General features: G+C 35.0%; 23 protein-coding genes and 1 pseudogene. 15 read left to right on the forward strand and 9 right to left on the reverse strand.

The window, feature by feature from the left end; genetic code table 11:
- The first annotated feature begins 42 nt into the window (after positions 1-42).
- Complete coding sequence (locus tag GQY27_RS19610) at positions 43-2625, forward strand: RHS repeat-associated core domain-containing protein (protein ID WP_527250288.1); 2583 nt, start codon at positions 43-45, stop codon at positions 2623-2625.
- 1276 nt (positions 2626-3901) lie between these two features.
- Here GQY27_RS19610 and GQY27_RS19615 read toward each other — a convergent pair.
- Positions 3902-4105 carry a hypothetical protein gene (locus GQY27_RS19615; protein ID WP_236570668.1) on the reverse strand — a complete coding sequence of 68 codons (204 nt, stop codon included), beginning with the start codon at positions 4103-4105 and terminating at the stop codon, positions 3902-3904.
- Between the two features lie 230 nt (positions 4106-4335).
- On the opposite strand from GQY27_RS19615, the pseudogene GQY27_RS19620 reads away from it, so the two are divergent.
- From GQY27_RS19620 to GQY27_RS19640, 5 genes and pseudogenes are all read left to right on the forward strand, one after another.
- A pseudogene (locus GQY27_RS19620) lies at positions 4336-4875 on the forward strand (hypothetical protein); the annotation flags it as partial.
- A 275-nt stretch (positions 4876-5150) separates the two neighbouring features.
- The gene (locus tag GQY27_RS19625; RefSeq protein ID WP_160036970.1) at positions 5151-5420 is read left to right on the forward strand and encodes an excalibur calcium-binding domain-containing protein; all 270 of its coding nucleotides are present in this window, start codon (positions 5151-5153) and stop codon (positions 5418-5420) included.
- A 177-nt stretch (positions 5421-5597) separates the two neighbouring features.
- Positions 5598-6890 (forward strand): MBL fold metallo-hydrolase, encoded by a 1293-nt coding sequence (locus GQY27_RS19630; RefSeq protein ID WP_160036952.1) that lies wholly within the window; start codon positions 5598-5600, stop codon positions 6888-6890.
- A gap of 15 nt (positions 6891-6905) precedes the next feature.
- Positions 6906-7118, forward strand: a complete 213-nt coding sequence (locus GQY27_RS19635) for a DUF3006 domain-containing protein (RefSeq protein ID WP_160036953.1) — start codon at positions 6906-6908, stop codon at positions 7116-7118.
- Positions 7119-8036: 918 nt separating this feature from the next.
- A complete protein-coding gene (locus tag GQY27_RS19640) occupies positions 8037-8477 on the forward strand; it encodes a hypothetical protein (protein ID WP_160036954.1) in 441 nt (146 codons plus the stop codon).
- A gap of 511 nt (positions 8478-8988) precedes the next feature.
- Here the strand turns inward: GQY27_RS19640 and GQY27_RS19645 are convergent.
- The 4 genes from GQY27_RS19645 to GQY27_RS19660 form a co-directional block, all read right to left on the reverse strand.
- The gene (locus GQY27_RS19645; protein WP_160036955.1) at positions 8989-9363 is read right to left on the reverse strand and encodes an EGFR-like transmembrane domain-containing protein; all 375 of its coding nucleotides are present in this window, start codon (positions 9361-9363) and stop codon (positions 8989-8991) included.
- A 567-nt stretch (positions 9364-9930) separates the two neighbouring features.
- Entirely contained in the window at positions 9931-10269 is a 339-nt protein-coding gene (locus tag GQY27_RS19650; protein ID WP_160036956.1) for a hypothetical protein, read from the reverse strand.
- Positions 10270-10819: 550 nt separating this feature from the next.
- The gene (locus tag GQY27_RS19655) at positions 10820-11425 is read right to left on the reverse strand and encodes a hypothetical protein (RefSeq protein WP_160036957.1); all 606 of its coding nucleotides are present in this window, start codon (positions 11423-11425) and stop codon (positions 10820-10822) included.
- A 1104-nt stretch (positions 11426-12529) separates the two neighbouring features.
- Positions 12530-12757 carry a DUF2642 domain-containing protein gene (locus GQY27_RS19660; RefSeq protein WP_160036971.1) on the reverse strand — a complete coding sequence of 76 codons (228 nt, stop codon included), beginning with the start codon at positions 12755-12757 and terminating at the stop codon, positions 12530-12532.
- Between the two features lie 419 nt (positions 12758-13176).
- Between GQY27_RS19660 and GQY27_RS19665 the strand changes: the two genes are divergently transcribed.
- Positions 13177-13644 carry a hypothetical protein gene (locus GQY27_RS19665; RefSeq protein WP_160036958.1) on the forward strand — a complete coding sequence of 156 codons (468 nt, stop codon included), beginning with the start codon at positions 13177-13179 and terminating at the stop codon, positions 13642-13644.
- A gap of 15 nt (positions 13645-13659) precedes the next feature.
- Here the strand turns inward: GQY27_RS19665 and GQY27_RS19670 are convergent, their stop codons facing one another.
- Entirely contained in the window at positions 13660-13860 is a 201-nt protein-coding gene (locus tag GQY27_RS19670; protein ID WP_236570669.1) for a hypothetical protein, read from the reverse strand.
- 140 nt (positions 13861-14000) lie between these two features.
- Between GQY27_RS19670 and GQY27_RS19675 the strand changes: the two genes are divergently transcribed.
- On the forward strand, positions 14001-14654 hold the full coding sequence (locus GQY27_RS19675; RefSeq protein ID WP_160036959.1) for a stalk domain-containing protein: 654 nt from the start codon (positions 14001-14003) through the stop codon (positions 14652-14654).
- Between the two features lie 503 nt (positions 14655-15157).
- On the opposite strand, the gene GQY27_RS19680 is transcribed toward GQY27_RS19675, so the two are convergent.
- Entirely contained in the window at positions 15158-15766 is a 609-nt protein-coding gene (locus GQY27_RS19680) for a DUF3238 domain-containing protein (RefSeq protein ID WP_160036960.1), read from the reverse strand.
- Between the two features lie 123 nt (positions 15767-15889).
- Between GQY27_RS19680 and GQY27_RS19685 the strand changes: the two genes are divergently transcribed.
- The 7 genes from GQY27_RS19685 to GQY27_RS19715 all read left to right on the forward strand — a co-directional run bounded on the left by GQY27_RS19685 (position 15890) and on the right by GQY27_RS19715 (position 19967).
- Positions 15890-16366: a DUF6843 domain-containing protein gene (locus GQY27_RS19685; protein WP_160036961.1), complete on the forward strand. Its 477-nt coding sequence runs from the start codon at positions 15890-15892 to the stop codon at positions 16364-16366.
- Between the two features lie 266 nt (positions 16367-16632).
- Positions 16633-16971, forward strand: a complete 339-nt coding sequence (locus tag GQY27_RS19690) for a sigma-70 family RNA polymerase sigma factor (RefSeq protein WP_160036962.1) — start codon at positions 16633-16635, stop codon at positions 16969-16971.
- Positions 16923-17165: a helix-turn-helix domain-containing protein gene (locus GQY27_RS19695; RefSeq protein ID WP_160036963.1), complete on the forward strand. Its 243-nt coding sequence runs from the start codon at positions 16923-16925 to the stop codon at positions 17163-17165. Before GQY27_RS19690 ends, GQY27_RS19695 begins: the two co-directional genes overlap by 49 nt.
- Before the next feature lie 223 nt (positions 17166-17388).
- Positions 17389-17658 (forward strand): excalibur calcium-binding domain-containing protein, encoded by a 270-nt coding sequence (locus tag GQY27_RS19700; RefSeq protein WP_160036973.1) that lies wholly within the window; start codon positions 17389-17391, stop codon positions 17656-17658.
- A 166-nt stretch (positions 17659-17824) separates the two neighbouring features.
- A complete protein-coding gene (locus GQY27_RS19705; RefSeq protein WP_160036964.1) occupies positions 17825-19141 on the forward strand; it encodes an MBL fold metallo-hydrolase in 1317 nt (438 codons plus the stop codon).
- Positions 19142-19157: 16 nt separating this feature from the next.
- Positions 19158-19370: a DUF3006 domain-containing protein gene (locus GQY27_RS19710; protein WP_160036965.1), complete on the forward strand. Its 213-nt coding sequence runs from the start codon at positions 19158-19160 to the stop codon at positions 19368-19370.
- Positions 19371-19607: 237 nt separating this feature from the next.
- Positions 19608-19967 (forward strand): hypothetical protein, encoded by a 360-nt coding sequence (locus GQY27_RS19715; RefSeq protein ID WP_160036966.1) that lies wholly within the window; start codon positions 19608-19610, stop codon positions 19965-19967.
- Between the two features lie 398 nt (positions 19968-20365).
- Here GQY27_RS19715 and GQY27_RS19720 read toward each other — a convergent pair whose 3' ends face one another.
- Both GQY27_RS19720 and GQY27_RS19725 read right to left on the reverse strand, forming a co-directional pair.
- Positions 20366-20548 (reverse strand): hypothetical protein, encoded by a 183-nt coding sequence (locus GQY27_RS19720; RefSeq protein WP_160036967.1) that lies wholly within the window; start codon positions 20546-20548, stop codon positions 20366-20368.
- A 425-nt stretch (positions 20549-20973) separates the two neighbouring features.
- A complete protein-coding gene (locus GQY27_RS19725) occupies positions 20974-22329 on the reverse strand; it encodes an SNIPE associated domain-containing protein (RefSeq protein WP_160036968.1) in 1356 nt (451 codons plus the stop codon).
- Positions 22330-22981: the final 652 nt, after the last annotated feature.

Below are 22981 nucleotides of genomic sequence, written 5' to 3' on the forward strand. Positions count from 1 at the left end.
TACAGCGAATAGACAACCTTTTTACCATTTCCCTTATCAATCATGTTTAGCATATACGATAATAATCTTCTTGTTAAAGTTCAAGAACCTAGTTCTACCAACTTAAAAGATGATACTTCGCGTCAAAGTACAGACTATGAGTATGATCTGGTGAAAAGAACTGCTTCAGTTACCAACGAATTGGGGAACACTACTTTATATAAATTAGATTCGAATTATGTTCCTACAGAGATAACTGATGCCGCTGGAAATATATCAATTATGAAGTTTGATGATAATTATAACCCTCTAACTATTACTAATGAAGAAGGAAAAATTTATACCGTAGAGTATGATAAGATGGGGAACGTTATCAAAGAAGTGGATGAGGAAGGAAATGTTACAACCTATAAATACAATAATAAGAATTCACTTGAATTTCTAATTGAACCCTCTGGTCTTACTACCGAATATATATATAATAGTAAGGGATCTCTAGAGAAGGTTATCTTCCCAGATAAAGAAGTTACAGAACACAGTTATGATGCTTATGGAAACTTGATAAAAACTGTTTCGCCAAATGGAGCTATCACAGAATATCTTTATGAAGCAAATGGTAACTATATGAAGAAGGAATCTGATCCTAATGGAATAGTCACCGAAACAACTTTTGATAATAAAGGAAACAAGTTGAGCTCAAAAGATGCAGAAGGAAATGTATATGAGTTTAGTTATGACCTTCTTAATAATCTAATTCAAGTAATTGACCCGCTTAGAAACAAAACACAATATATTTATGATGGTAACAGTAACCTTATTACGATAGTTAATTCTGATAATTCCAGTAAAATTTTTGAGTATAACGGTTTAAATCAAAAAACTAAAGAAGTAACTGAGACTGGAGACACAACGACTTACATTTACGATGAAATTGGGAACCTGGTTGAAACCAAATATCCTGAAGAATACTCTGTAAGAAATAAGTATGATGAAATGAACAATTTGGTAGCTGTATCAGTTGATGGTAAAAACATTAGAACATTTGAGTATGACGATGTAGGTAATTTGATCAAAGTAATGGGGGAGTTCAGTAAAGAACAAACCTTTTATGATAATGGTCTTATTAAAGAAACACTTATAAATAATAATAAGACTCAATACACTTACACTTCTGATAGTCTGCTGGAAACAATTAATTATAATGTTGGCGAAGTTACAAATGATCATAGGTATGTTTATGAAACGGATAGTCATAATCTTAAACAGATACTGAATAATAATAGGGAAATTGTTTCTTTTAAGACAGATATTATGGACAATATAACCGATATAATGTATTCAAATGGAACTTCAATTAAAACATTATATGATATTGGTAATAGAGTAACTGTTCTAAAAATTATTTCACCAAATGATGAGATTATTGATGAATATAACTACAGTTATGATGATCGAGGTAATATTGAAAAGGTTCAATCGAAAAAAGGTAAGACTGAGTATCAATATGATGAAAAGGATCAACTAAAGTCAGAAAAATTAACTGATGGAACGATATATAATTACACGTATGATGCCAGAGGAAATCGAACTAATAAAGAAATAATCAAAGAAGGAAAAACCTCTAACGTTTCTTATTCATACAATGAGTCAAATCAAATAGTTGAATCTAATGGTCAAACTTTTAACTATGACTCTAACGGTAATCTTTTAGAGAATGGCAACTATAGTTATCATTATGATTTCGATAATCGTTTATCTAAAGTGGCGACTGCAAACGGAAATGTTATTTTTCAGGCTTTTTACGATGACTTAGGCAGAAGGATAAAGACAATTGATTTAAATGGGACTAGACAATATTATTATAATGGATTATCAAATGAAGTATTATATCAAACTGATGAAAACAATAATTTAATAGCAGAATTCACTTGGGATGAATCGGGGCGTCCCATGAGTCTTACTTACAAGAATGAGATTTATTACTATAATTTTAACGGTCAAAATGATGTGGTATCACTAACAAACGAAGAAGGAGAAAGTGTTGCTGAATACACGTATGATGCCTGGGGTAACATTAACTCAATAAGTGATACTGAAATTGCAAAAATTAATCCTTACAGATATAGAAGTTATCATTATGACGACAGTATTAACCTTTATTACCTGAATGCTCGTTATTATGATTCAGGACTAGGCGTATTTATTACACGCGATACAGTTCAAGGGGACACTAACTATCCCCTCACTCATAACCAATACGCGTATGGCTTGAACAATCCAGTAATGAACGCAGATCCTAGTGGTCATTTTACATGGAAAGGTATTACATTTAATTTATTTGCTACTATTATTAATGTTGCAATTGCATTGATTCTAAAAGTTAGAATGAATACTATACTTAAACAGGGATCAAAGGTAGCTAAAAAGTATAAATCTCAAATGACTAGGGTTCTAAGAGAGCAACAAAAAAAATATAAAAATAAATCAACAGTTGTTAAAGTACTTTCGAATACGGTGTCAATAATGAACGTAGTTTTGGGAGCAACGGACAAGGGATGGTCAGTAGGTCATTTATTGGCATGGGGTATTGACTATGTAGAACCTAGATTTGGTGGAAAGAGAGGTAATAATAGAGTTTTCTATTGATAATTCCTCAAACTAACCAATAAAATCTTTATTAAGGAATGATTGTTTTGCAGATATTGACTGAACTTTTAAGAATATCCGGGATTATTTTTCTACTATTGTCAGTATTGTTTCTAGTAGTGAGTAGTTTTAAGGAAAAGTATAGACACTTTAAAAAGCTGTACTCAGGCTTTTTCTACATCGGTATAATTTTTATAGTTATCTGGGCTATATTGAGAGAAGTGATCTAGTATTTTGGCTAACAAGGCTGCCTTTATAAAGGCAGCCTTGTTTTATTTATTCAGAACTAACTAAGTGATAAAGTTACAACATTCATAAGCTTATGTTATTTTCAATAATTAATGAAAAAGATGGACTTGAATTATTAAGGAGAACTGGTCTAATTGAGTGGAGGAAATAAATGCCAATCGTTTTAGTAGCACTTATGGTCATAGTTCATCAGGCTGACATCGTTTAAACAGTTCTTACATTGATAATATAAGCATGTACTATTGTAAAGCCAGAGTTCGGATGATTAGCAGGTATTCGGCAGCCGCAAGGCAAAGTCACATATGCTGGACTGATCCGATTTGGTGTTTCACCGCAAAATAAACAAGAACTTTATTATATTTGCGATAAGCTGAAGAACGGCGAGAATAAAGATTTTGTTACTTGGAACCAATTATTCGTGCACAAGTTAAGATGGGTAACTGGACCAGAGCAGGGAAGCTTCGTGATCCGGTGTTTGTAAGATTCACAGAAAAACTATTAAAGCTGGCTTGAGTGGCCAGCTTTTTTGCATGCTATAAGATTTCATTCTGGAAAGAATACCTATGATAGAAACTGGTGTGCGCATTATAATAAATGCTGAGGTGATCAGGATGAAAGGAAACAAACTCACACCAGGAGACAACATGTTCTGAGAATCGAACCGCATAATGTTACCAGAACATAAGAGGCTTTCGTTGAACATGCGCTTGTAATATCCATTCAACAAAGAATACCTGTTAATGTCCAATTATATGAATAATACGAAGACAGAAGGGTAATTGGAGTTGCTGAAATAGTTGATATCTGGCAAAACGGTCTAAGGTTGACGGGGAAGTGTTAAAGCTAAAGTACATAATGTTTTTAGCATTTAGAGAATTAAAATTAATTACATATTTGTTAATGTAATTGGTGAGGTGTCAGAAATTTGAAATCAGTCGTTTGTTGGACTAGCTAAGGAGAATATCTAGGTTTCCGTTCAAGATATTAGTATCAAGTAGTAAGTATTTCAGAGTAAGTACCTCAAATCTTAGTATCCTTCGCATTTAAACTCGCAAACCCCCCGCATAAAATATTCGCCCTTCACTTTTATGCTATCCTCAGTAATCCTCTCGATCACACCTCTTCCAACGAGTTCCTGATCAATGAATATAACGATGGGTTTAGCGTCCATCTTCGCCGTGTATAACTGGACATCCGCAGTTAGCCGCTTCATAAAACGTTTGTTTCGCAAAATCATCATGCTCCTTTTTATGAAGTTTATGGGATTAGTTACACATTAAACTATCCCCGTTTAATCATTTTTACAGTTCTTATTAATTATATCGTGATGTTAATCGATATTTTTAATATATGCAAAAATAATACATAAAAGGAGACCATAAGAAAGATGGAATTGAAAAGAGTAACTGTTTTGCTATCTTCATTCTTATTGTTGGGTAGTTCGGTGACACGCAAACTGTCAAGGCGACGGTTTCGAATCTCAAGTATACCCTTAACGGGAAAAACTGGACCGCTAAAACGACTGCAAAGCCAGTTGTAATTGACGGTACGACATACTTGCCGGTCGGTGTAGTAAAGGAAGCCACGAAAACGAACATTACCGAGGATTTGAAGACTGGGAAGATTAATATCGGGGAGAAGGGCGTAAAGACACCGTTCCAACAAGTAAGTTTTAATTATGATGACTTCAGTAATACAAGAAATAAGAGTCATACAAACATCGAGGGCAAAGAATACAAAGTAGTGCTGTATACAAAATTTTCTGCTTTTGCTCATGATTACTCAACACCGGATAAGAAATATCAAACTTTGCATCTAGATCTATTTTCACCAAAAGAAACGGTCGAAGTAACTGTGTTTGAAGATTTAATTGATGATAGAAGTTTAGGGAATGTCTCTGTCGAACCGGGAAAGGTAACATCATTAGAAGTTAACGTAACGGATGTTAAAAAGATTATGATAGCCTCAAGAACTTCGATAACGGAGAACATGAATTTGTGATTTTGCCAACCTCATATTACAAATAAAGTACATATCATTGAGGTCGTTTCTGAGTTAGGGATTTGTTTAGTAACGCGTAAGGTCGCTTTTTTAGCGGCTTTTTTAATTGTAATCTCATGGTATAACCAGTTAAGCGTGTAGAGGTGAGTAAGGTTTGTAGGGTAGATCAATCATTACTCTCGTTATAGTTTTTCGCTGAATAATATCCAATATATTGAAGAATAAGGATAATAGAGTTATAGTCTATACTGTAGAAAGGAAGTGTTACTATTAATATCAAAAAGGTATTTGTGGCTGTTTTATCTCTTGGGCTTATTCTTGGACCAACGATAGGATCAACTGGCGTAGTAGAAGCAAAAGAGAAAGTAGTTACATATAAGAATTGTAAGGAATTAAACAAGGTGTATAAAGGCGGCGTAGCACGTTCAGCTTCAGTTAAAAATAAAGGTGGGAAAACGAAGTATAAACCTTATGTTTCAAAAGAACTCTATGATGCCAATAAGAAAAGCGACAGAGATAAAGATTTTATAGCTTGTGAACGATAAGTAATACAAAATTAGATTCTAAGACTCTTCCAGTGTTGAAGGGTCTATTTTACATTGTACTTTTAAGATTTTTTGTATAGCTATTGTGAGTTAACCATGTAAATTTTTAACTTAATTTTTTCACAATATATATAATAATTAAAATGTTCCGATTTAATTAAAGTATGGGGGATTGTCATGAAAAGCTTTACAGCAATATTAAGGAAAAATAGTTTTATCGTTTTAACAGTTTGTTTAGTTTTTTTTATCATTAGTGGATGCAGATCTACAACGATAACACCGGTAGACAATAGTGATGCCATTCCACAGACAACAGATAAAGCAACAAACAATAACGATAACAATAAGGAACAGAGCACCTCTTCAGAGAAAGATTCATCTAAGACTGAAACGACAAAAGTTGAAACAACTATACAAGTAACTAAACCTTCTACAACCACTCCTAAAGGTAAACTAACCGTACACTACATAGATGTAGGGCAAGGAGCGTCTCAGCTCATACAAACACCAAGCGGTAAAACACTGCTTATCGATGGGGGAAATAATGATGATGAGCAACTTATGGTTAGCTACTTGAAAAAACAAGGTATAAAGAAGGTAGATGTTCTCATTGGAACACATCCTGACGCTGACCATATTGGTGGGTTAGATGCAGTAGTAGATGCTTTTGATATTGGAAAGATCTATATGCCAAAAGTTTCTTCTAATACGAAAACATATGAATCTTTGCTTACTTCAATTAAGAATAAGAACCTAAAAGTTACGACAGCTAAAGCAGGAATAACTATTGATTTAGACGATCAGCTTAATATCAAAATGATTGCTCCAGTTAAAAGCTATGATGACAAGAATGATATGAGTGCAGTTGTTAAGCTTACTTTTAACAAGAACTCTTTCTTATTCACGGGAGATGTGGAGTCCGGTAGTGAAAGCGATATGATAAATAACGGTACGAATTTAAAATCAGATGTACTGCTTGTAGGTCATCATGGATCAAATTCATCGACCAGCCAGTCGTTCCTAAATGCCGTTAATCCTACGTATGCTGTCATTCAAGTAGGAGACAATAGTTATGGCCATCCGACGGATAACATTTTAAAGAGACTTCAGAATAAGAATGTGAAGATTTATCGTAACGATTTGCAGGGAACAATCATTTTCACTTCTGACGGAACCAATATCAAGCCATCAGTTAGTGAATGGAAATATACTTCAACAGCTAAAAAAGAAGCCAGCAGTCAAAATTCAGACACCACATCAACTAAAAACGAATCTTCAACAAATACAAACACTACAAGCTCGACAAAAACAGAAACAAAGACTGAAACAAAAACAGAAGCAAATACAAATGTATACTACAAAAACTGTACCGAAGTAAGAGAAGCAGGAAAGGCGCCGCTTTATGAAGGTGATCCAGGTTATAGCACGAAACTAGATAGAGATAAAGACGGTATAGCTTGCGAGAAATAAGAAGGAGGTCATTGAATGAAAGGAATCGTTGATCGGTTTGAAGGCGACTATGCAGTAATTGAAATAGACGGACAGACACAAGATGTTTCTAAGTCAATTGTTGAGGTTTCTGTCAAAGTGGGGGACGTCGTTACTTTGGTGGAGGGAGTATGGAAGTCTAGTCATACGGAAACAGAGCAACGAGAGAAGAAAATTAAGAAGCTTATGGATGATGTTTGGGAAGATTAATCGATAATTTATTTCTACTTTAGGGATCGTTGCGGTTTTAGGACAGATAATTTAATGTTGCAAACTTAACAGAGAACCTTGGATATCACTTCAAGGTTCTTTCTAGCTTGAGAATATGGAGTAGACAAAATGCGACTCGTCATCTTTTCAATACAGAAGATGACGAGTTACTGTTTTTACACTATTAAGCTAACCGGCAGTATAGTTCAATAAATGTGTGTCAGCTGTGTAGTATACTTAGCCTGAATATTGTTTACATAAAAAGCGGATACATGAGACAAAATGGCGGGTATTTTAAATAGGTTACTATGAAAGTATAACCTAGATGTTTTGTGGATGAATGCGTGTTTGTTAATATTATCCCCTATTACTAAAGAGTCATTATAGAAATTTTATTAATATTGGTAAATTATAACTAATAAGTGTGACGATGACGTGATATACTTCTCTAGTATTATTTAAAGAGCAAAGCTATTAAAATATTTATGGATGGAGTGTCAAGGTACATGTTGGGGTTTATAGGAACTGATACAATTTTTTCTGTTTTATGTATAGTCTTCTTCATTTGTTTTGTTCAGATTTTTAAGAGTCAGAAGCACTACAAGATATATTTATTGATTGCCTGTATAGCACTGGCCTACATTTCGAATGATCTTTACAGAATCTCGCTTCATATCTATTAATTCTTTAATGTCATGTAAGAAGAACTAATGAGCATAAATCACATCTGGGTATATCCTCTTGGCATGGTTATGATAAGAAAGAGGAAGCTTCTATTGGCTATGAGATAAAGTGAAATGCCATTAATATTCTATACAACAAATATTTTAACGAGCTACTTCTCACGATTTTAGTGTTAGAAGATTACCTTGGTATAGTTGCCTGGGATTAGAACAAAGTAAAGGAGTTTTTTAGAAAATGCATAATGTTACAATTAAGCCTGGAGAATATGTTGGACCACTGAAATTAGGTATGCCTGAAACGGAAATTAATCATATTTTAAACGATTTAGAATATTCTTTTTCGGTTCTTACAACCAGCTATACGAATTCAAGTTTAACTGAACTTGAAATTTCAAACGATAGAACGATTGCAGCAGTCTTAGAAGGGTACAATATCGATTTATTTCAGACAAAAGTGGAAGACTTAATTCCAAAATTAAATGAAATTTCTCCATACGCTATTAATAATTTTTATAGCGAAGGGTGTCAATATGATTTTCCTGAGCTAGGTCTAAGATTGTGGAGAAGTATTGAATTGTACTCGAAGGATGTAGAGAACTTACCAGAAGATGAGAAAGAAGAGCGAGCAGATAAATTATATTTTGAAACCTTCGTAATTTATCCGTCTATTAAATGATATAACTCTTAAAGAGAGCAAAGATTCAATATTGATCTGAGAAATATATAGTGGATGCTTAACAATTGTTCGATGTTGTAGCGAATGGATTTTTTATCACAAATTATGAGATAGATGACGAAGATGAAATCAGATAATTTGGATACAGTACTGGAAAAGCTATTAAACATAGGACTATTAAATAAAAGACGCTACCAGTCATGGCAACATCCTTATAATATTAGTGAATTGAATTAATTTATCATTATCTGCTATTTAATGATATGTATCATGAGCTAGTAAAGTTATAGTGTTAGATCTACTTTATTACCTCTGCCACTAGTACAGTCAAAAAAAGAAAAAAGCACAATCCTTCCGGCTAAGAGAAGAAAGCGCTAGGGCGACAAATACACTATTTGCTGCTCTTATAACAGTTGCACTATTTCATACCCACTTGTGCTCTACATTCTTTGTATCTGTTTATGTATAAGTAATAGATAATGGAAAATTATACATTATACAATCTAATATTTTATGGAAAATTTTTATGCTTAATATCTGTTCCAGTAATTCCAAGTTGTTCAATTTTATTTTCATCTTCATCAACTATTTCATAATAATAAATAGTATCGGGTTCATCTGAGAATACAACTAAAACTTGATATCCAATTGCTGTTTTATCTTTATCCTTTGGTTTTCTTTTTGAATTAACACTTAAAATATCACTCTCCGAATACCCTTTCTCCTCAATTAAGTAATCTTTAACCTTTTCCTCAGTATAGGCAACAATCTCTGGATCACTCTTCGGTGGAGTGTTAAGAAGGTAAAAAACATAGAACACAAAACCAATTACAAGAATTAAAAGCCCTAGAACAACTCCGCCACCAATCATCATTATTTTCTTCAAAAAAATTCTCCTTTATCTAAAATCAATTAATATATATTAACAAATCGCTTCTAATAAAAGTATAATAAAACTAGCAATATTTAGAATATTATTACATAAAAATATAGAAAGTTATTTATGTCAGTAAGATATCCCGTTAACTGTGTTTTTTGTGAGCTAATATGAATTTACAGAAGCTGACTATAATGGACTAAACAATACTCTTATCTTCGTTTCAACTAACGGAAAAACGTTGAACAGCAGGGAGCAGCTAGCAGTTGGCAGCTACTTCCTTTTTGTTGTGCAAACCGGCAGATTAAAGCAACTATTCAACCATCGATTCAATCATTTTAAATCAGTCTATGGGAAGAATGAAAAGTAACATGTCGATTTAATTTATTTAGGAGAGATACTACGTCCTAGTGGGTGGTTAGGTTATATAATGTAGCATATTAATGGATGGCACCTAGATCTTTTTAATCAAAAGTAAAGGCATTAGTATCAATATCTTAAGAAAATAAATGCATCCGAACAGTAAAATTCGGCTGCATTTTGTCTACTATTTGAAGGCATTAACAAGGGGATTCTTTATTCTGTGGAGGAAAGTGGATAAACCGAGATCGACTCAAAATATAAGCTTTTGAGTTCATCTTCTTGAATATCCTTACTCAATGATAAAAAACGCTCACTATTCAAATCATCTTCTGTTAATATGTTTGGACGCCAAAAGGCAAGTCCGAGTTCATGAAAACGATAGGTATATCCCACTTCTGGATCGTTCCTATCAAATTTTGATTCATTATCAATTATTTCTATCAAGCGATCTGCTTGTGTCTGGAAAGGATTAATATTCTCCATATCATTTAACTTTATAATTTCACATTCAAAAAAATCTGTTGCACCGTATGGTATTTCAATGAAATTCACAAGGTCATTTGTGTCATATTAAAGTAAAACAAATGAAGGAAACGTTTCTAATATTCGATCTGCGTGTGATTTTGACATACCTAGTTTAAATTCACCAATAGATTTTCCAGGTTCAATGATCAGCTTTTCCATGATATCAACCTTCCGTTCTTTTTAGCTGCTTACAAATCCAAAATACTTTTCACATAGAACAATTAAGTTTAGAAGCTCTGGGATCATATTTTACAGCTAAACTTGAATATTTACCATCTGGCGTTTTTAAATTTATTAAAAGGTTAATGAAACCAACCTGAAGTCCATTCAACTAACGGGAAAACGATAGTTTAATTAGAAAAAGTAAGCAACCGATCAATAGACCGGTTGCTTTTTCTTTAACCTACTTGGCAGGTTAGTTTAATAATAGTACAGAATTTTTAATTATAAAAACAGATGAAATAAGTATGCTCTTTTTTTATAAATTTGTAGATGTTCAAAAAAGATAACAAAGAAACACTCATTTTACACAATAAAAAACCTTGATATTAAATCAAGGTTTCAGACTGTAGACAAACTATTCTTGGATTAGTTGAGCAATGTCTAACAAATAATTAAGTTCAACATCTGGATACACAGTAGCAATTGTGTATACAAAGTCATCGCCCATCACATGTACCATTTTTCTTTGTGGCTCGTCAGAAACAACTGCTTTGAAGCCATTGATTTCTTGAGTTGAAAGATGTGCTGGATCATAAACTTCAATGTTCATGAAGTAATCTACAGTGTTTTGAACACTTGTTTGTGGTGCATACTCAGATTGATGGACAGAGATGATTGAATTACTTTCAAGTTTATAATCCACTCTTTGAGCAACATCTGTTCCCCAATCTTGCGTGTTCTGAAAGAACAATTCAACAATTGGATTTTTGTTTTCTGATTTACTGAACTTAGATAGTTCGTTGCTCTCAGCTAAATTCAAAGGAAGATTGTTTTTGATTGCATTTGATTCAACGAATTCAAATGAAGCGTCTAAAGAGGTATCATATTGCGCCACTTCAGATTCGTTTACCAGATTTGTGCTTTGATCGAAAGATTGTGCATTCGCTTGGTACATGTATGTAAAACTTCCAACAAGAACAGCGGTACAAATTACTCCTGATAATATTACTTTTTTATTCATTAAATTTGTCTCCTCTAATAATTAATTAATATGTATATACAGTCTGTTGAAACAACAGCACTGTGGTTACTCTTGTAATAAAGAGTATATCCAACGCTCACGTTCACACCAGTTACGGTGTAATCATAGTGTTTCTGTACTTCCTGAACCAAACTTACCATCAATTGTTCTAGTAGGTTCCATGTGATCAGAAGTTCACATATTGGCTTGAAGAGATCTCACATAGTATCTTCTTAGTGAAGCTTCCTTAAATACCCATAGCTGCTATCAGTCCTAACTTGCCCCTTTGTCATTTTAGACAACATTTAATTTCCTTCTAGCGATTCTAGCTGTATATCACATTTGCAAATATTAACTATATAACATTAACAAGGTAATGAAAATAATTCAATATTAATTTTTCTATTTATGGAAATTAATATTTTGATAACAAAAAGACTTCTGAATAAGAAGTCTTTTACGATAGATTTTCGGTTACAATACTACAGCGACTTCAGTAAAGGTTCAAATCGAAGAGCATGGTAACGTTAGAACTTATAGTTTAGCAACTGGTAAATCTGATACATGGAGTTTTACAGGTGTTCCTGCAGGGCTTCATAGGATTGTCGTATTAACATCTGATGGAAGAAAATTCACAGGTGATATTACAGTGGAAATATCTGATGTTGCTTTTTAAGGTGAAATGAAACTAATTAGTGTTTATAAGTAAGATATATGATTTTTTTATATCCGATCGAGGAAGGCAACTAAAACAGATTGAATGAAAGAGGTAGAATAGAAGCTATGAAGCTCTGTACTGTCTCTTTGGCATTACGCTTGAATAGTTAAATGATAGTTAAATTAAATAATTGTAAAGAGCAACAAATCAATGAGATCGGTTGCTTTGTTCGTTCAACTAACGGGAAAACGATAGTTTAACTAGAAAAAGTAAGCAACCGATCAATAGACCGGTTGCTTTTTCTTTAAGTACTGGGCAGTTTAGTTGAGCAAGATAAGTGGAGGTTTTATGTCGCATTTAACGCAAACGCTGCAACTAAACAGTTGGATCTTACTAAATCATAAATGCAAAAAAGAGCTGATTTAACAGCTCTTTGAGTTAGGTAATTATTCTGGCATTATCCACACGATCTCACAGATCCGGACAAAGAAATTTCTCCCTCTAACATCTAAAACAACATGGTCTGGTTTGACATCAGCGATACATCCACTGATCCCACCACGGGTAGTCTCGAGTAGAACTTGTTTTCCAATTACGCTCTTTAGAGTTTCTACGACGTACGCATCAACAGGGTATACCACGATGGATTGGGGCATTTGGGGCATGTAATGCATTTGATTCGGTTGATAGTTATTCAATTTTAATACCTCCCAGTGGGTTATACGTCATCCTATGCAGATGCCTAGATAATGTACTGGGCAGTAACCCAATTTCAAAATAAGGCAAGCCATTAATAGGGCATAGCCCATAAGGAGAGATACGCATGTCATTGCCGGCATGCATTCAAGGCAAATAACAAGGAGGGACGCTATTTGTGTGACGGAGTTGAATGCGGAGGCCAGTTGGCAGCTGCTCCCTTACTTATGCAAACTGGGAGGATGAAGCAGTGAATCTGTTGAATTTACTATATATACTTATAAAGTGGTTTGATGTAGATACAGTAAAATACTTTTTTCTAGGCTCTGTTAAAGAATAATAGCGATATTACGTTTAGTTAAAGGGGAGGATTAGTATAAAAAAATATATTACGATTGTGTTATTTAGTTTCGTTCTAGTATTATCAGCTTGTACCCAACTTGAAGAAGAACGAGGAAATTCAGGAATTATTGTCGATGATAAAGTTATGGGCTATGAGTACACCGTAACCCAAGATGAAAAGTCATTCTCATGGAAGGTAGGTTACAAAGGAAATATAACCACGATGGAAGAAAGTATCGTTAATAAAGATGATTTAGAAAATTTTATTATGGCTGTAGGCGAAGGTAAATTTATACTTTCAAAACTAATTATATCGTTATCATACTTTTTTATTGTTGTAATAATTGCGTTTATACTTTATAAGAAAAACAGAAAAACACTTAAAGATAGTGCAATAGTACTTGTATTAGCAAGTATGATTGCATTATATATTGCTATTGATGCATCTTATGATTTAAGTATTGAGTTACAAGATATTAAATTTCACTATCTAAGGCTAACTACTGTAAGTATTTCAAAGTAAGTGCTCAAATCTTAGCTATCCTTCGCATTTAAACTCGCAAACTCCGCGCATAAAATATTCGCCTTTCACCTTTATGCTATCTTCAGTAATTCTCTCGATCACACCTCTTCCAACGAGTTCCTGATCAATGAATATAACGATGGGCTTAGCGTCCATCTTCGCCGTGTACAACTGTACATCCGCAGTTAGCGGCTTCATAAAACGTTTGTTTCGCAAAATCATCGTGCTCCTTTTGTGAAGTTTGTGTACACTTTCCTTGTTTAATTATTTTTACAGTTCTTGTTAATTATATCGTGAAGTTAACCGATATTTTTAATAGATGTAAAAATAATACATAAAAGGAGACCGTAAGAAAGATGGAATTGAAAAGAATAACTGTTTTGCTATCCGCATTTTTATTACTGGGTAGTTCGGTGGCTTTCGCAGCCAACACGCAAACGGTTAAGGCAACGGTTTCGAATCTTAAGTACACACTTAACGGGAAAAACTGGACCGCTAAAACGACTGCAAAGCCAGTTGTAATTAACGGTACTACATACTTGCCGGTCGGTGTAGTAAAGGAAGCGACGAAAACGAACATTACTGTGGATTCGAAGACTGGAAAGATTAATATCGGGGAGAAGGGCGTAAAGACACCGTTCCAACAAGTAAGTTTTGATTATGATTACTTCAGTAATACAAGAAATAAGAGTCATACAAACATTGAGGGTAAAGAATACAAAGAAGTGCTGTATACAAAATTTTCTGCTTTTGCTCATGATTACTCAACGCCGGATAAGAAATATCAAACTTTGCATCTAGATTTATTTGCACCAAAAGAAACGGTCGAAATAACTGTGTTCGAAGATTTAATTGATGATAGAAGTTTAGGGAATATCTCTGTAGAACCGGGAAAAGTAACATCATTAGAAGTTAACGTAACGGATGTTAAAAAGATTATGATTAGTCTCAAGAACTTTGATAACGGTGAACATGAGTTTGTAATTTTGCCAACCTCATATTACAAATAAAGTACATATCATTGAGGTCGTTTCTGAGTATAGAGATTGATGTTAGAACGCGAAGGGTCGCTTTTTTTTAGCGGCTTTTTTAATTGTAATCTCATGGTATATCCAGTTAAGCGTGTAGAGATGAGTAAGGTTTGTAGGGAGTTCAATCAGTACAACTCTTCGTTATAGTTTGTGTTAAATATTTTGGAATATTGATTGATAATTTATTTCAATATTTATAGTTTACTTATGACTTAATATAACCTTAACCGTTAATTTGGGTAGGGTCTTTTTCTATTATCATAGATAAAATAGAGGTGGAAAGTATGTATTCACTTAATAATACGTATTCTAATAAGTACCTTTCTCCTATGGATATTTGGGTAGCAAAACTGTTAAAATATTCTGAAGAAGGAGACCTTAGTAAGAAAATATAAGTCTAGGCTAGCCATGATAAAGTAGATAATAAAAAAGGACACACGATAAGGGGTAAGCTTATCATGTATCCTATTGTTCCTTGTTATTTAGATGATATTTCTTGTAACGGAGACGCCTTTAATATCCATAGGGGGACCTAGATTTGTAAGGCTTTTCTCTGTAAACAGGTAAATGTTTTGCCACGTACCCCCGTTAACCGAAGCATAGACTTCATAACTCGGGAATCCATCGTGCATACCCTCTAAGCGGATTTGTCCAGCTTTGCTGACATAAACATAAAACTGATAGTTTATCGCTGGAGAACCAGGCATCAGAGGATTAGCAGCGTCTCCTTCACAAAGAAATCTATACCAATCAGTACTTGCTCCGCGAATGGAAGAAGAATCTTCTACGGTTGTTAGACCTTCTGCACTAGCTTGTTTTCTTTGGGTGATAACATTTCCAGTTTTATAGTTTGTGGTTCTCAGTTCCGTGATTCCTGTTTTACGGTAGGGTTTCCAGCTCGCTCCGTCATTAGTAAAAGTGACGTTGACCTGATGAGCAGTACGATATGATGCATTCGGGTCTTTAGAGAACGTACGATTATCACCTTTAAATTCTTCTCTGTAAGTCTCGTTGCCAGGTATCAGGAGTGGTGAGTCGAACCAGTCTGATGAAATAAATGTAACAATACGAACAGCAAATGAAATAGCCATATAAGGCACCTCCGTTTTTTCCTACGATAAGCAGGATCAGTATTTGAAGTTACTCTATTAATGAGCCCTTCATATATAGGGGAGTTTTAAAACGGCTTTTAACAACCAGATGGGGATGATGTTTTGAAAAAAATATTTTTTATTTTAATGACGATATGTTTTGTTTTAGTCGCTTCAGGATGTAATCAGGCGAGTGGAAAGAATCAATATCTTATTCCAGATGGTTATGTTGGGTGGATTCATATTATATATGACCAATCAACATATCCTGAAATTAAGAAGGAAGATGGCATATATACCTTTCCGATTGGAGAAGACGGTATCCTTAAGGTGTCTAACAAAGATTATGCCTATGGCACAAGTGTCGATAAGTTCTTTTATGTGGATGACAAAGGAAACAGGATAAGAGAACTTGATTCCGAGAAAGAGATTCATAATGGAAATATAGGTAACAGGTCAGACGGAGGTTCCGTAAGTAATGGCGTAGAACAAACGATTGAAGGACTTCCTACTGTCGAATCCTTTTTTATAGGAGATAAGAGTTTAATAAAAGACTATGAGGACGTTTATCCAGAAGATGAAATGGAGCAAACAAAGTAATATTGGGCGGATTAAAGCAGCCAGCATTTTAAATTAAAAAAAGAGCAGCGGGTCACTTACCCAGCTGCTCTTTTTTTAATTAAGCCATAAATGTTTATTAAAGCTGAGAACATGGGGGGCCGAAAATTTATACCTAGTTTTTCGAGTCGCTCATGGTAAAATATGTTTTATCATGGTAAAATATAGAACATATGTTCGGTAAATACTGAGAACAGTCGTCTAAAATGCTCCTAATAATAGCATATCTGCAGAAGGGGAGATGTACAGTGGAAAAGCAAAGTTTTATGGTTGAGCGGTTTCGAAGTGAAATCTATCGAATCGGATGGCGGCTACAATATCACAACAAAAAACAACGAAAACACGAGATATCATTATTTGATGGCACTCTTGATCAGCGTTACTGTACGGAGAATTGGGATAACGAAATCCTGATTAAGGATCTTCTGTGGAGGTTGCCAAAGCAAGGTGGAACTATTCTCTACAAACTTTACATCGAGGATATGACAGAAAAAGAAGTGGCTTTACAATTAAATATGAGTCAGCAGGCGGTGAACAAATGGAAGAAAAAGATGTTTCAGCAGTTATCACAGACAGTGAATTTTTAAAATTGCTTCAAGAGGCCAAACAAGGAGAACCAGAGGCAATGCTTAAAATTATTGATTTGTATCAGGAAGATATTGAAAAAATCAGTAAAGCAATTCGTATTCCAAAAGAAGATGCTGTATCGCATATCATTACTGAACTAATTGAATACATTCAAAACGAAAATAATGATTGGAACAGAGGCCCTGGGGGGTGAACTTCGATAACGGGGAACATGAATTTGTAATTTTGCCAACCTCATATTACAAATAAAGTACATATCATTGAGGTCATTTCTGAGTATAGAGATGAGTAAGGTTTGTAGGGGAGTTCAATCCATACTCTTCGTTATAGTTTTAGCTGAATAATATCCAATATATTGAAGAAAAAGGATAATAGAGTTATAGTCTATACTGTAGAAAGGAAGTGTTAGTATTAATATCAAGAAGGTATTTGTGGCTGTTTTATCATTTGGGCTTATTCTTGGACCAACGATAGGATCAACTGATGTGGCAGAAGCAAAAGAAAAAGTAGTTACATATAAAAATTGCACAGAGCTGAATAAGGTGTATAAAGGCGGCGTAGCTCGTTCATCATCAACCAAAAATAAAGGTGGAAAAACGAAATATAAACCTCATGTTTCTAAAGCTCTATATGAAGCCAATAAAAAAAGTGATAGAGACAAAGACGGTATAGCCTGCGAAAAATAAGTAGATTGATTAGTAATAGACTTTTCTCATGTTGAAGGGTCTATTTTATATTGCGGGTTAGCGTTGCAAAATCACTTATAAGCGGCCATGTCAATTTTTAACTTACCTTTTCTTGTGATGTATAGAATAATGACAGGTGCAAGTAACTTAAGTATGGGGGATTAGTATGAAGAAATTTGCGGCAATTTTTAGAAAGAACAGTTACTTTGTTTTACTAACGTGTTTAGTGTTTCTTATCCTTAGTGGATGCGGATCAACAGCAGCTACACCAGGGGCACCAGTGGAAAACAGCAGCAATACTGCACAGACAACAGATCCAGCAGTAAGTGAGGACGTTAACAACTCTGCTAGTAGTACATCTTCAGATAAAGATTCATCAGAGACTGAAACAACGAAAGATGAAACGATAAAAGATGAAGAAAAAAAAGAGGAAACAACTACACAAGCAGTCAAACCTTCCACAGCTACCCCTACAGGTAAACTAACCGTTCATTACATAGATGTAGGGCAAGGTGCTGCTCAGCTCATACAAACACCAGGTGGTAAAACGATGCTTATCGATGGGGGTAATAATGATGATGAGCAGCGTATGGTTAGCTATCTGAAAAAACAAGGTGTAAAAAAAGTCGATGTTCTCATTGGAACGCATCCCGATGCGGACCATGTTGGAGGACTTGATGCCGTCGTAGATGCTTTTGATATCGGAAAGATCTACATGCCAAAAGTTTCTTCCAACACAAAAACATTTGAATCCTTACTTACCTCAATTCAAAATAAAGGTCTTAAGGTTACGACAGCAAAAGCAGGAGTAACGATCGACTTAGATGATCAGCTTGATATAAAAATGGTTGCTCCCGTTAAAACGGTTGATGATAAAAATGAAATGAGCGCAGTTATTAAGCTCACATTTAGCAAAAACTCGTTTCTATTTACAGGAGATGCGGAGTCTGGAAGCGAAAGCGATATGATAAATAGCGGTGTGAATTTAAAAGCAGATGTGCTGCTTGTAGGCCACCATGGATCCAATTCATCGACCAGCCAGGCGTTTTTAAATGCGGTTAATCCTACGTATGCTGTCATTCAAGTAGGTGACAATAGTTATGGCCATCCTACGGATAACATTTTAAAGAGACTTCATAATAAAAATGTGAAAATTTATCGTAATGATCTGCAGGGAACGATTGTCTTTACGTCAGATGGAACTACCATTAAGCCATCTGTTAGTGAATGGAAGTATACTGCAGCTGCGAAAGATAAAGAAACAAACAGTCAAAAATCAGATACCACTTCAACTAAAAAGGAACCCGCAGCAACGACGAGTAGTAAAGACACTTCAGTAACAAAGACGGAAACAAACACAAGTGTTTATTATAAGAACTGTACGGAAGTAAGAGAAGCTGGGAAGGCACCGCTTTACGAAGGAGATCCGGGTTATAGCACGAAGCTAGATCGAGATAAAGACGGTATAGCTTGTGAAAGATAAGAAGGAGGCAGGTGCTATGAGGGGAATCGTTGATCGGTTTGAAGGTGACTTTGCGGTAATTGAAATCGATGGACAGACACATGATGTTCCTATGTCCGCTGTTGATGCTTCTGTGAGTGTGGGGGATGTTGTTACTTTGGTAGAGGGAGTATGGAAGCCAGATCATACGGAAACAAAGGATCGTGAGAAGCAAATTAAGAAGCTTATGGATGATGTTTGGGAAGATTGATCGGTAATTTATTTCTACATGTATAGTTTGCTTATAGTAAAAATCCGATTTCGCTTTTAGAAGTCGGGTTTATTTTATTTATCTTACATGATTTCAACTTCTAGCAGCGCTGTTGATTTATAATATAATGGTATAATATATCATTAATGTAATTATTTTATAGTAGTACCTAAGGGCTTGTATGAAAAGGATATGTTATGACTCTACTATTGATTTTTAGTATAGGAGGACATTCTGATGATAAAAAAATTTGAGTTTTATTTTGAGGGAAGAAAGTTCTCAGGAAGGGGTTGGGCAGGAAGCAATGGGCTAATAGAAATAGATGAGAAAACGCTAGACTTGGATAGTGAAATATCAAAATTATCATGTAATTGTAAAGATATAGAAGACTACGAAGATTTTATAGATCGGCTGTGTGAGGCTCTTAATAAAACCAAACTGTTCAAGAGAGAAGTCGACAAACATTTTCTTGATATTTACGTGAGAACAATGGATGATCGAATGATAGAATATCCTCCTGACGATGACGATGACGATGAAGAAGACTACGACTACGACGAGGATGATTACGACGAAGATATGGAATCCACTGGATAGGCATGTACGGCACATCTGGATATTATAACTACATATGAGCTAAAACACGGGTGCACCTGAATGATGGGGGCACCTTTTTTCTATTTGGGTTGCTTGGTTTAAACCAAGCTTGAATGAAAAAGAAGTTATCCGGATCCTGATGGGCCTTTAGCTTCTGCAGGGAGGGATAACTCCTGATCAAGTTGAGGTAATGATACGAAGTAAAGAAGACTTCAAGGAAGAGATAAGACATTAGGGCTGATGCTACCAGCTCTAAGGCGGCAAGATCGGCCACCTAAGAGCCGCTACGCACCGCTGCGGGGTTACTTGGGCCGATAACTAGAAGCGCCTAACCGGTGTAAAGCATTCCGGATAAGGCGCTCTAAGTTCCTGTCCCTCGCTTTACACCCCGCACGGAGCTAAGGACCAAGGGCGCTTTGATGCGAAATCAGGGATGGCATGGCTGCATCATGTCCGCTCCGCGTTGCTTCGCTCCCATCAAGCAGCTCATGCAAAAAGGCAGCATCATGATTCCGCTTTGCTTCATCATCATGCAAGGGATTATTAAGCATAATCAAGGAAGGAAAGGAGAGAACCGGCATAACCTTCTTTAAAGTCAGATTAATATTTCCATATTTTATACTATACATTAATATTATTAACTAGTAGTATTACATCTTCGTAGCTACTGGTCGGTTCTACATAATGTTTGGGGGAACATAGATGAGAAAGTTTTATATTGTTCATTAATAAACAAACGGAGGGTCACAATTGGATATGAACATAGTTTATTTTCTTGTAGGCGTCATATTTATGTGGAGTCTTATCAATAGTTTTAAGAGTTCACGATTTCAGATAATTTACATGATCGTAACCAGTTTGGTATTTGGATACATGTATTTTCACGTTACAATGTTATTGGGTATTAGATAAATTAAAGCACCCGTTAAGGTGCTTCAGACTGTAGGCAAATAACCCGACTTCTAAATGAAATCGGGTTTTTATTATTAGTTATTGGTATATTGCTTCAATTTTTGCTAGCAGCAACCTCTTGCCATGAAATAAGCGATTCATTATTGCTTAGAATGTCTTCTTGCTTTCTTAATAGAATAGATTCTCGATACTCTTCTGCTGCAGCTGTTCGAATGAATTCAATGGACTTGTCGTGATTATTTTTTATTACCTGCTCAATTTCATCTATTGATACATTAAAGTACTCTCTGCGTTTGTTAACAAAGTTTAACCGCTTCTTTTCAAACGTCCTATGTAATGTCGCCTCCAAAGTGGGAGCATCATCAGAAAAAATCATAGCATGTACATCAAAATTAAACGGTACTGAGGCATCTCCTAGTTCATATACGCGATCATAAGGATCTAGTCTTCGAGTCATGCCGATTTTGAACACACCTTCACCAAAGGAACCTATATTTGATATCACATAAACGTAACCAGCTCTTTGATTTGCTTCCCGATAGTCAACATCTTTAAGGCTTATTTCAATTTCCTGCAGATTGTTTTGCAATTCAGCTATTTTTTCTTGAAGCAGTAAACGTTCTTCATCTGATTTACATTGATCCAACTGCTTCATTGCTTTCTCTAAAGCATTAGTATAGTGGCGTTTCTCTTTTTCAATAGTTTTCCTTGCTTCATCAATTTCGCGTTGGAGTCGTGCTTCTTCACGCATCTGTTCGCGGATTTGACGCTGTTCTTCTTTCTCTTCTTGTTTCTTTACAGAATACTCATAAGCAAGATATAGCTCTGTTAGTTTTAACTTCAGATATTCTTCAGTAATGTTTACTTGCGTTACTTTTCCTAGCTTATTTAGAGCTTCATATGATTTATTAATTCGTTTTTCATAAGTTGATATATTGTTGAATTTTACATTTGCAATACAAACGTCGCACTCGTTATTAAATGATCTTAGCGACAACTTAATCATATCATTAACCATTTTTCTTCCTTCTGCTTTACTGTTGTTCACCGTCCAATTCTGGTTTCCTTTACATGCAGTACCCGCCTTGATCATAGACTTTTGCTCATCTCTTAAATTATCAAGGTTTTGTTTGAATATAGTGCTGTTCGCAAATTCAAACTTGGGCTCGTATAGAGCAAACGATTCTAAACTAATTTGTTCGTCTAGATCTAGAAGTTCTTTTGATTTGATTTCATATTGTGAGTTCAATATGTCTAGCTGTTCATTATTTTTTTGTATCTCAGATAATAACGAATCTTTTTTTTGAGATAGTTTTGCAATCTCCGTTGTCAGATCGAAAGCTTCTTGATGTTCGGGTGTCATAATTAATTTTAAATTTTCATAATTATTCCGAACACTTTCAAGCTCTGCCTTAATTTTTTTCACTCTAAAAAGGTCAAATATACTCATCACTACACTCCATCCGATCTCTATGTTTTTAAACTATAGGTATCTTAATATATGTCCGTCTTAAATTGGCCAATCCAACTATTATATGTACAAGATCCTATCCTTGTCTATTTAATAGTTGACTGCGGAGGTAATTGAGAAATATTCAGCTGAAACGACTAAGATAGACGGAACATACAACATACGTGAATTGTATGTATATTGAGTGAGGTTTGTAGTGTAGTTCAATCAATACTCTCAGTTATAGTTTGTATAGATAATAGTAGTTGGAAGAAGTATTTACACGATTTAAGATAACATTCTAGTTTTAAAACTCGGGTACACCTGAATGATCGGGGTACCTTTTTTCTATTTGGGTGCTTGGTTTAAACCAAGCTTGATTGAAAAGGAGTTATCTAGATCCTAATGGGCTTTTAGCTTTAGCAAAGAGGATCGATCTTGTTACAACTGAAGTGCTAATACGAAGTGGTGAAAAGAGTCAAATAGAAGAGATTTAGACATTAGGGCTGATGCTACCAGCTCTAAGGCGGCAAGATCGGCCACCTAAGAGCCGCTACGCACCGCTGCGGGGTTACTTGGTCCGATAACTAGAGCGCCCCGGATAAGGCGCTCTATGTTCCTGTCCCTCGCTTTACACCCCGCACGGAGCTTA

This window comes from Paenibacillus sp. An7, assembly GCF_009870785.1.
Classification (GTDB): domain Bacteria; phylum Bacillota; class Bacilli; order Paenibacillales; family Paenibacillaceae; genus Paenibacillus.

Excerpts from the sequence above, each read along its gene's own strand:
- GQY27_RS19610 (WP_527250288.1), top strand. The coding sequence starts at position 43 with ATGTTTAGCATATACGATAATAATCTTCTTGTTAAAGTTCAAGAACCT.
- GQY27_RS19630 (WP_160036952.1), top strand. The coding sequence starts at position 5,598 with ATGAAAAGCTTTACAGCAATATTAAGGAAAAATAGTTTTATCGTTTTA.
- GQY27_RS19635 (WP_160036953.1), top strand. The coding sequence starts at position 6,906 with ATGAAAGGAATCGTTGATCGGTTTGAAGGCGACTATGCAGTAATTGAA.
- GQY27_RS19640 (WP_160036954.1), top strand. The coding sequence starts at position 8,037 with ATGCATAATGTTACAATTAAGCCTGGAGAATATGTTGGACCACTGAAA.
- GQY27_RS19655 (WP_160036957.1), bottom strand. The coding sequence starts at position 11,425 with ATGAATAAAAAAGTAATATTATCAGGAGTAATTTGTACCGCTGTTCTT.
- GQY27_RS19660 (WP_160036971.1), bottom strand. The coding sequence starts at position 12,757 with ATGCATTACATGCCCCAAATGCCCCAATCCATCGTGGTATACCCTGTT.
- GQY27_RS19675 (WP_160036959.1), top strand. The coding sequence starts at position 14,001 with ATGGAATTGAAAAGAATAACTGTTTTGCTATCCGCATTTTTATTACTG.
- GQY27_RS19680 (WP_160036960.1), bottom strand. The coding sequence starts at position 15,766 with ATGGCTATTTCATTTGCTGTTCGTATTGTTACATTTATTTCATCAGAC.
- GQY27_RS19695 (WP_160036963.1), top strand. The coding sequence starts at position 16,923 with ATGGAAGAAAAAGATGTTTCAGCAGTTATCACAGACAGTGAATTTTTA.
- GQY27_RS19705 (WP_160036964.1), top strand. The coding sequence starts at position 17,825 with ATGAAGAAATTTGCGGCAATTTTTAGAAAGAACAGTTACTTTGTTTTA.
- GQY27_RS19710 (WP_160036965.1), top strand. The coding sequence starts at position 19,158 with ATGAGGGGAATCGTTGATCGGTTTGAAGGTGACTTTGCGGTAATTGAA.
- GQY27_RS19715 (WP_160036966.1), top strand. The coding sequence starts at position 19,608 with ATGATAAAAAAATTTGAGTTTTATTTTGAGGGAAGAAAGTTCTCAGGA.
- GQY27_RS19720 (WP_160036967.1), bottom strand. The coding sequence starts at position 20,548 with ATGCCGGTTCTCTCCTTTCCTTCCTTGATTATGCTTAATAATCCCTTG.
- GQY27_RS19725 (WP_160036968.1), bottom strand. The coding sequence starts at position 22,329 with ATGAGTATATTTGACCTTTTTAGAGTGAAAAAAATTAAGGCAGAGCTT.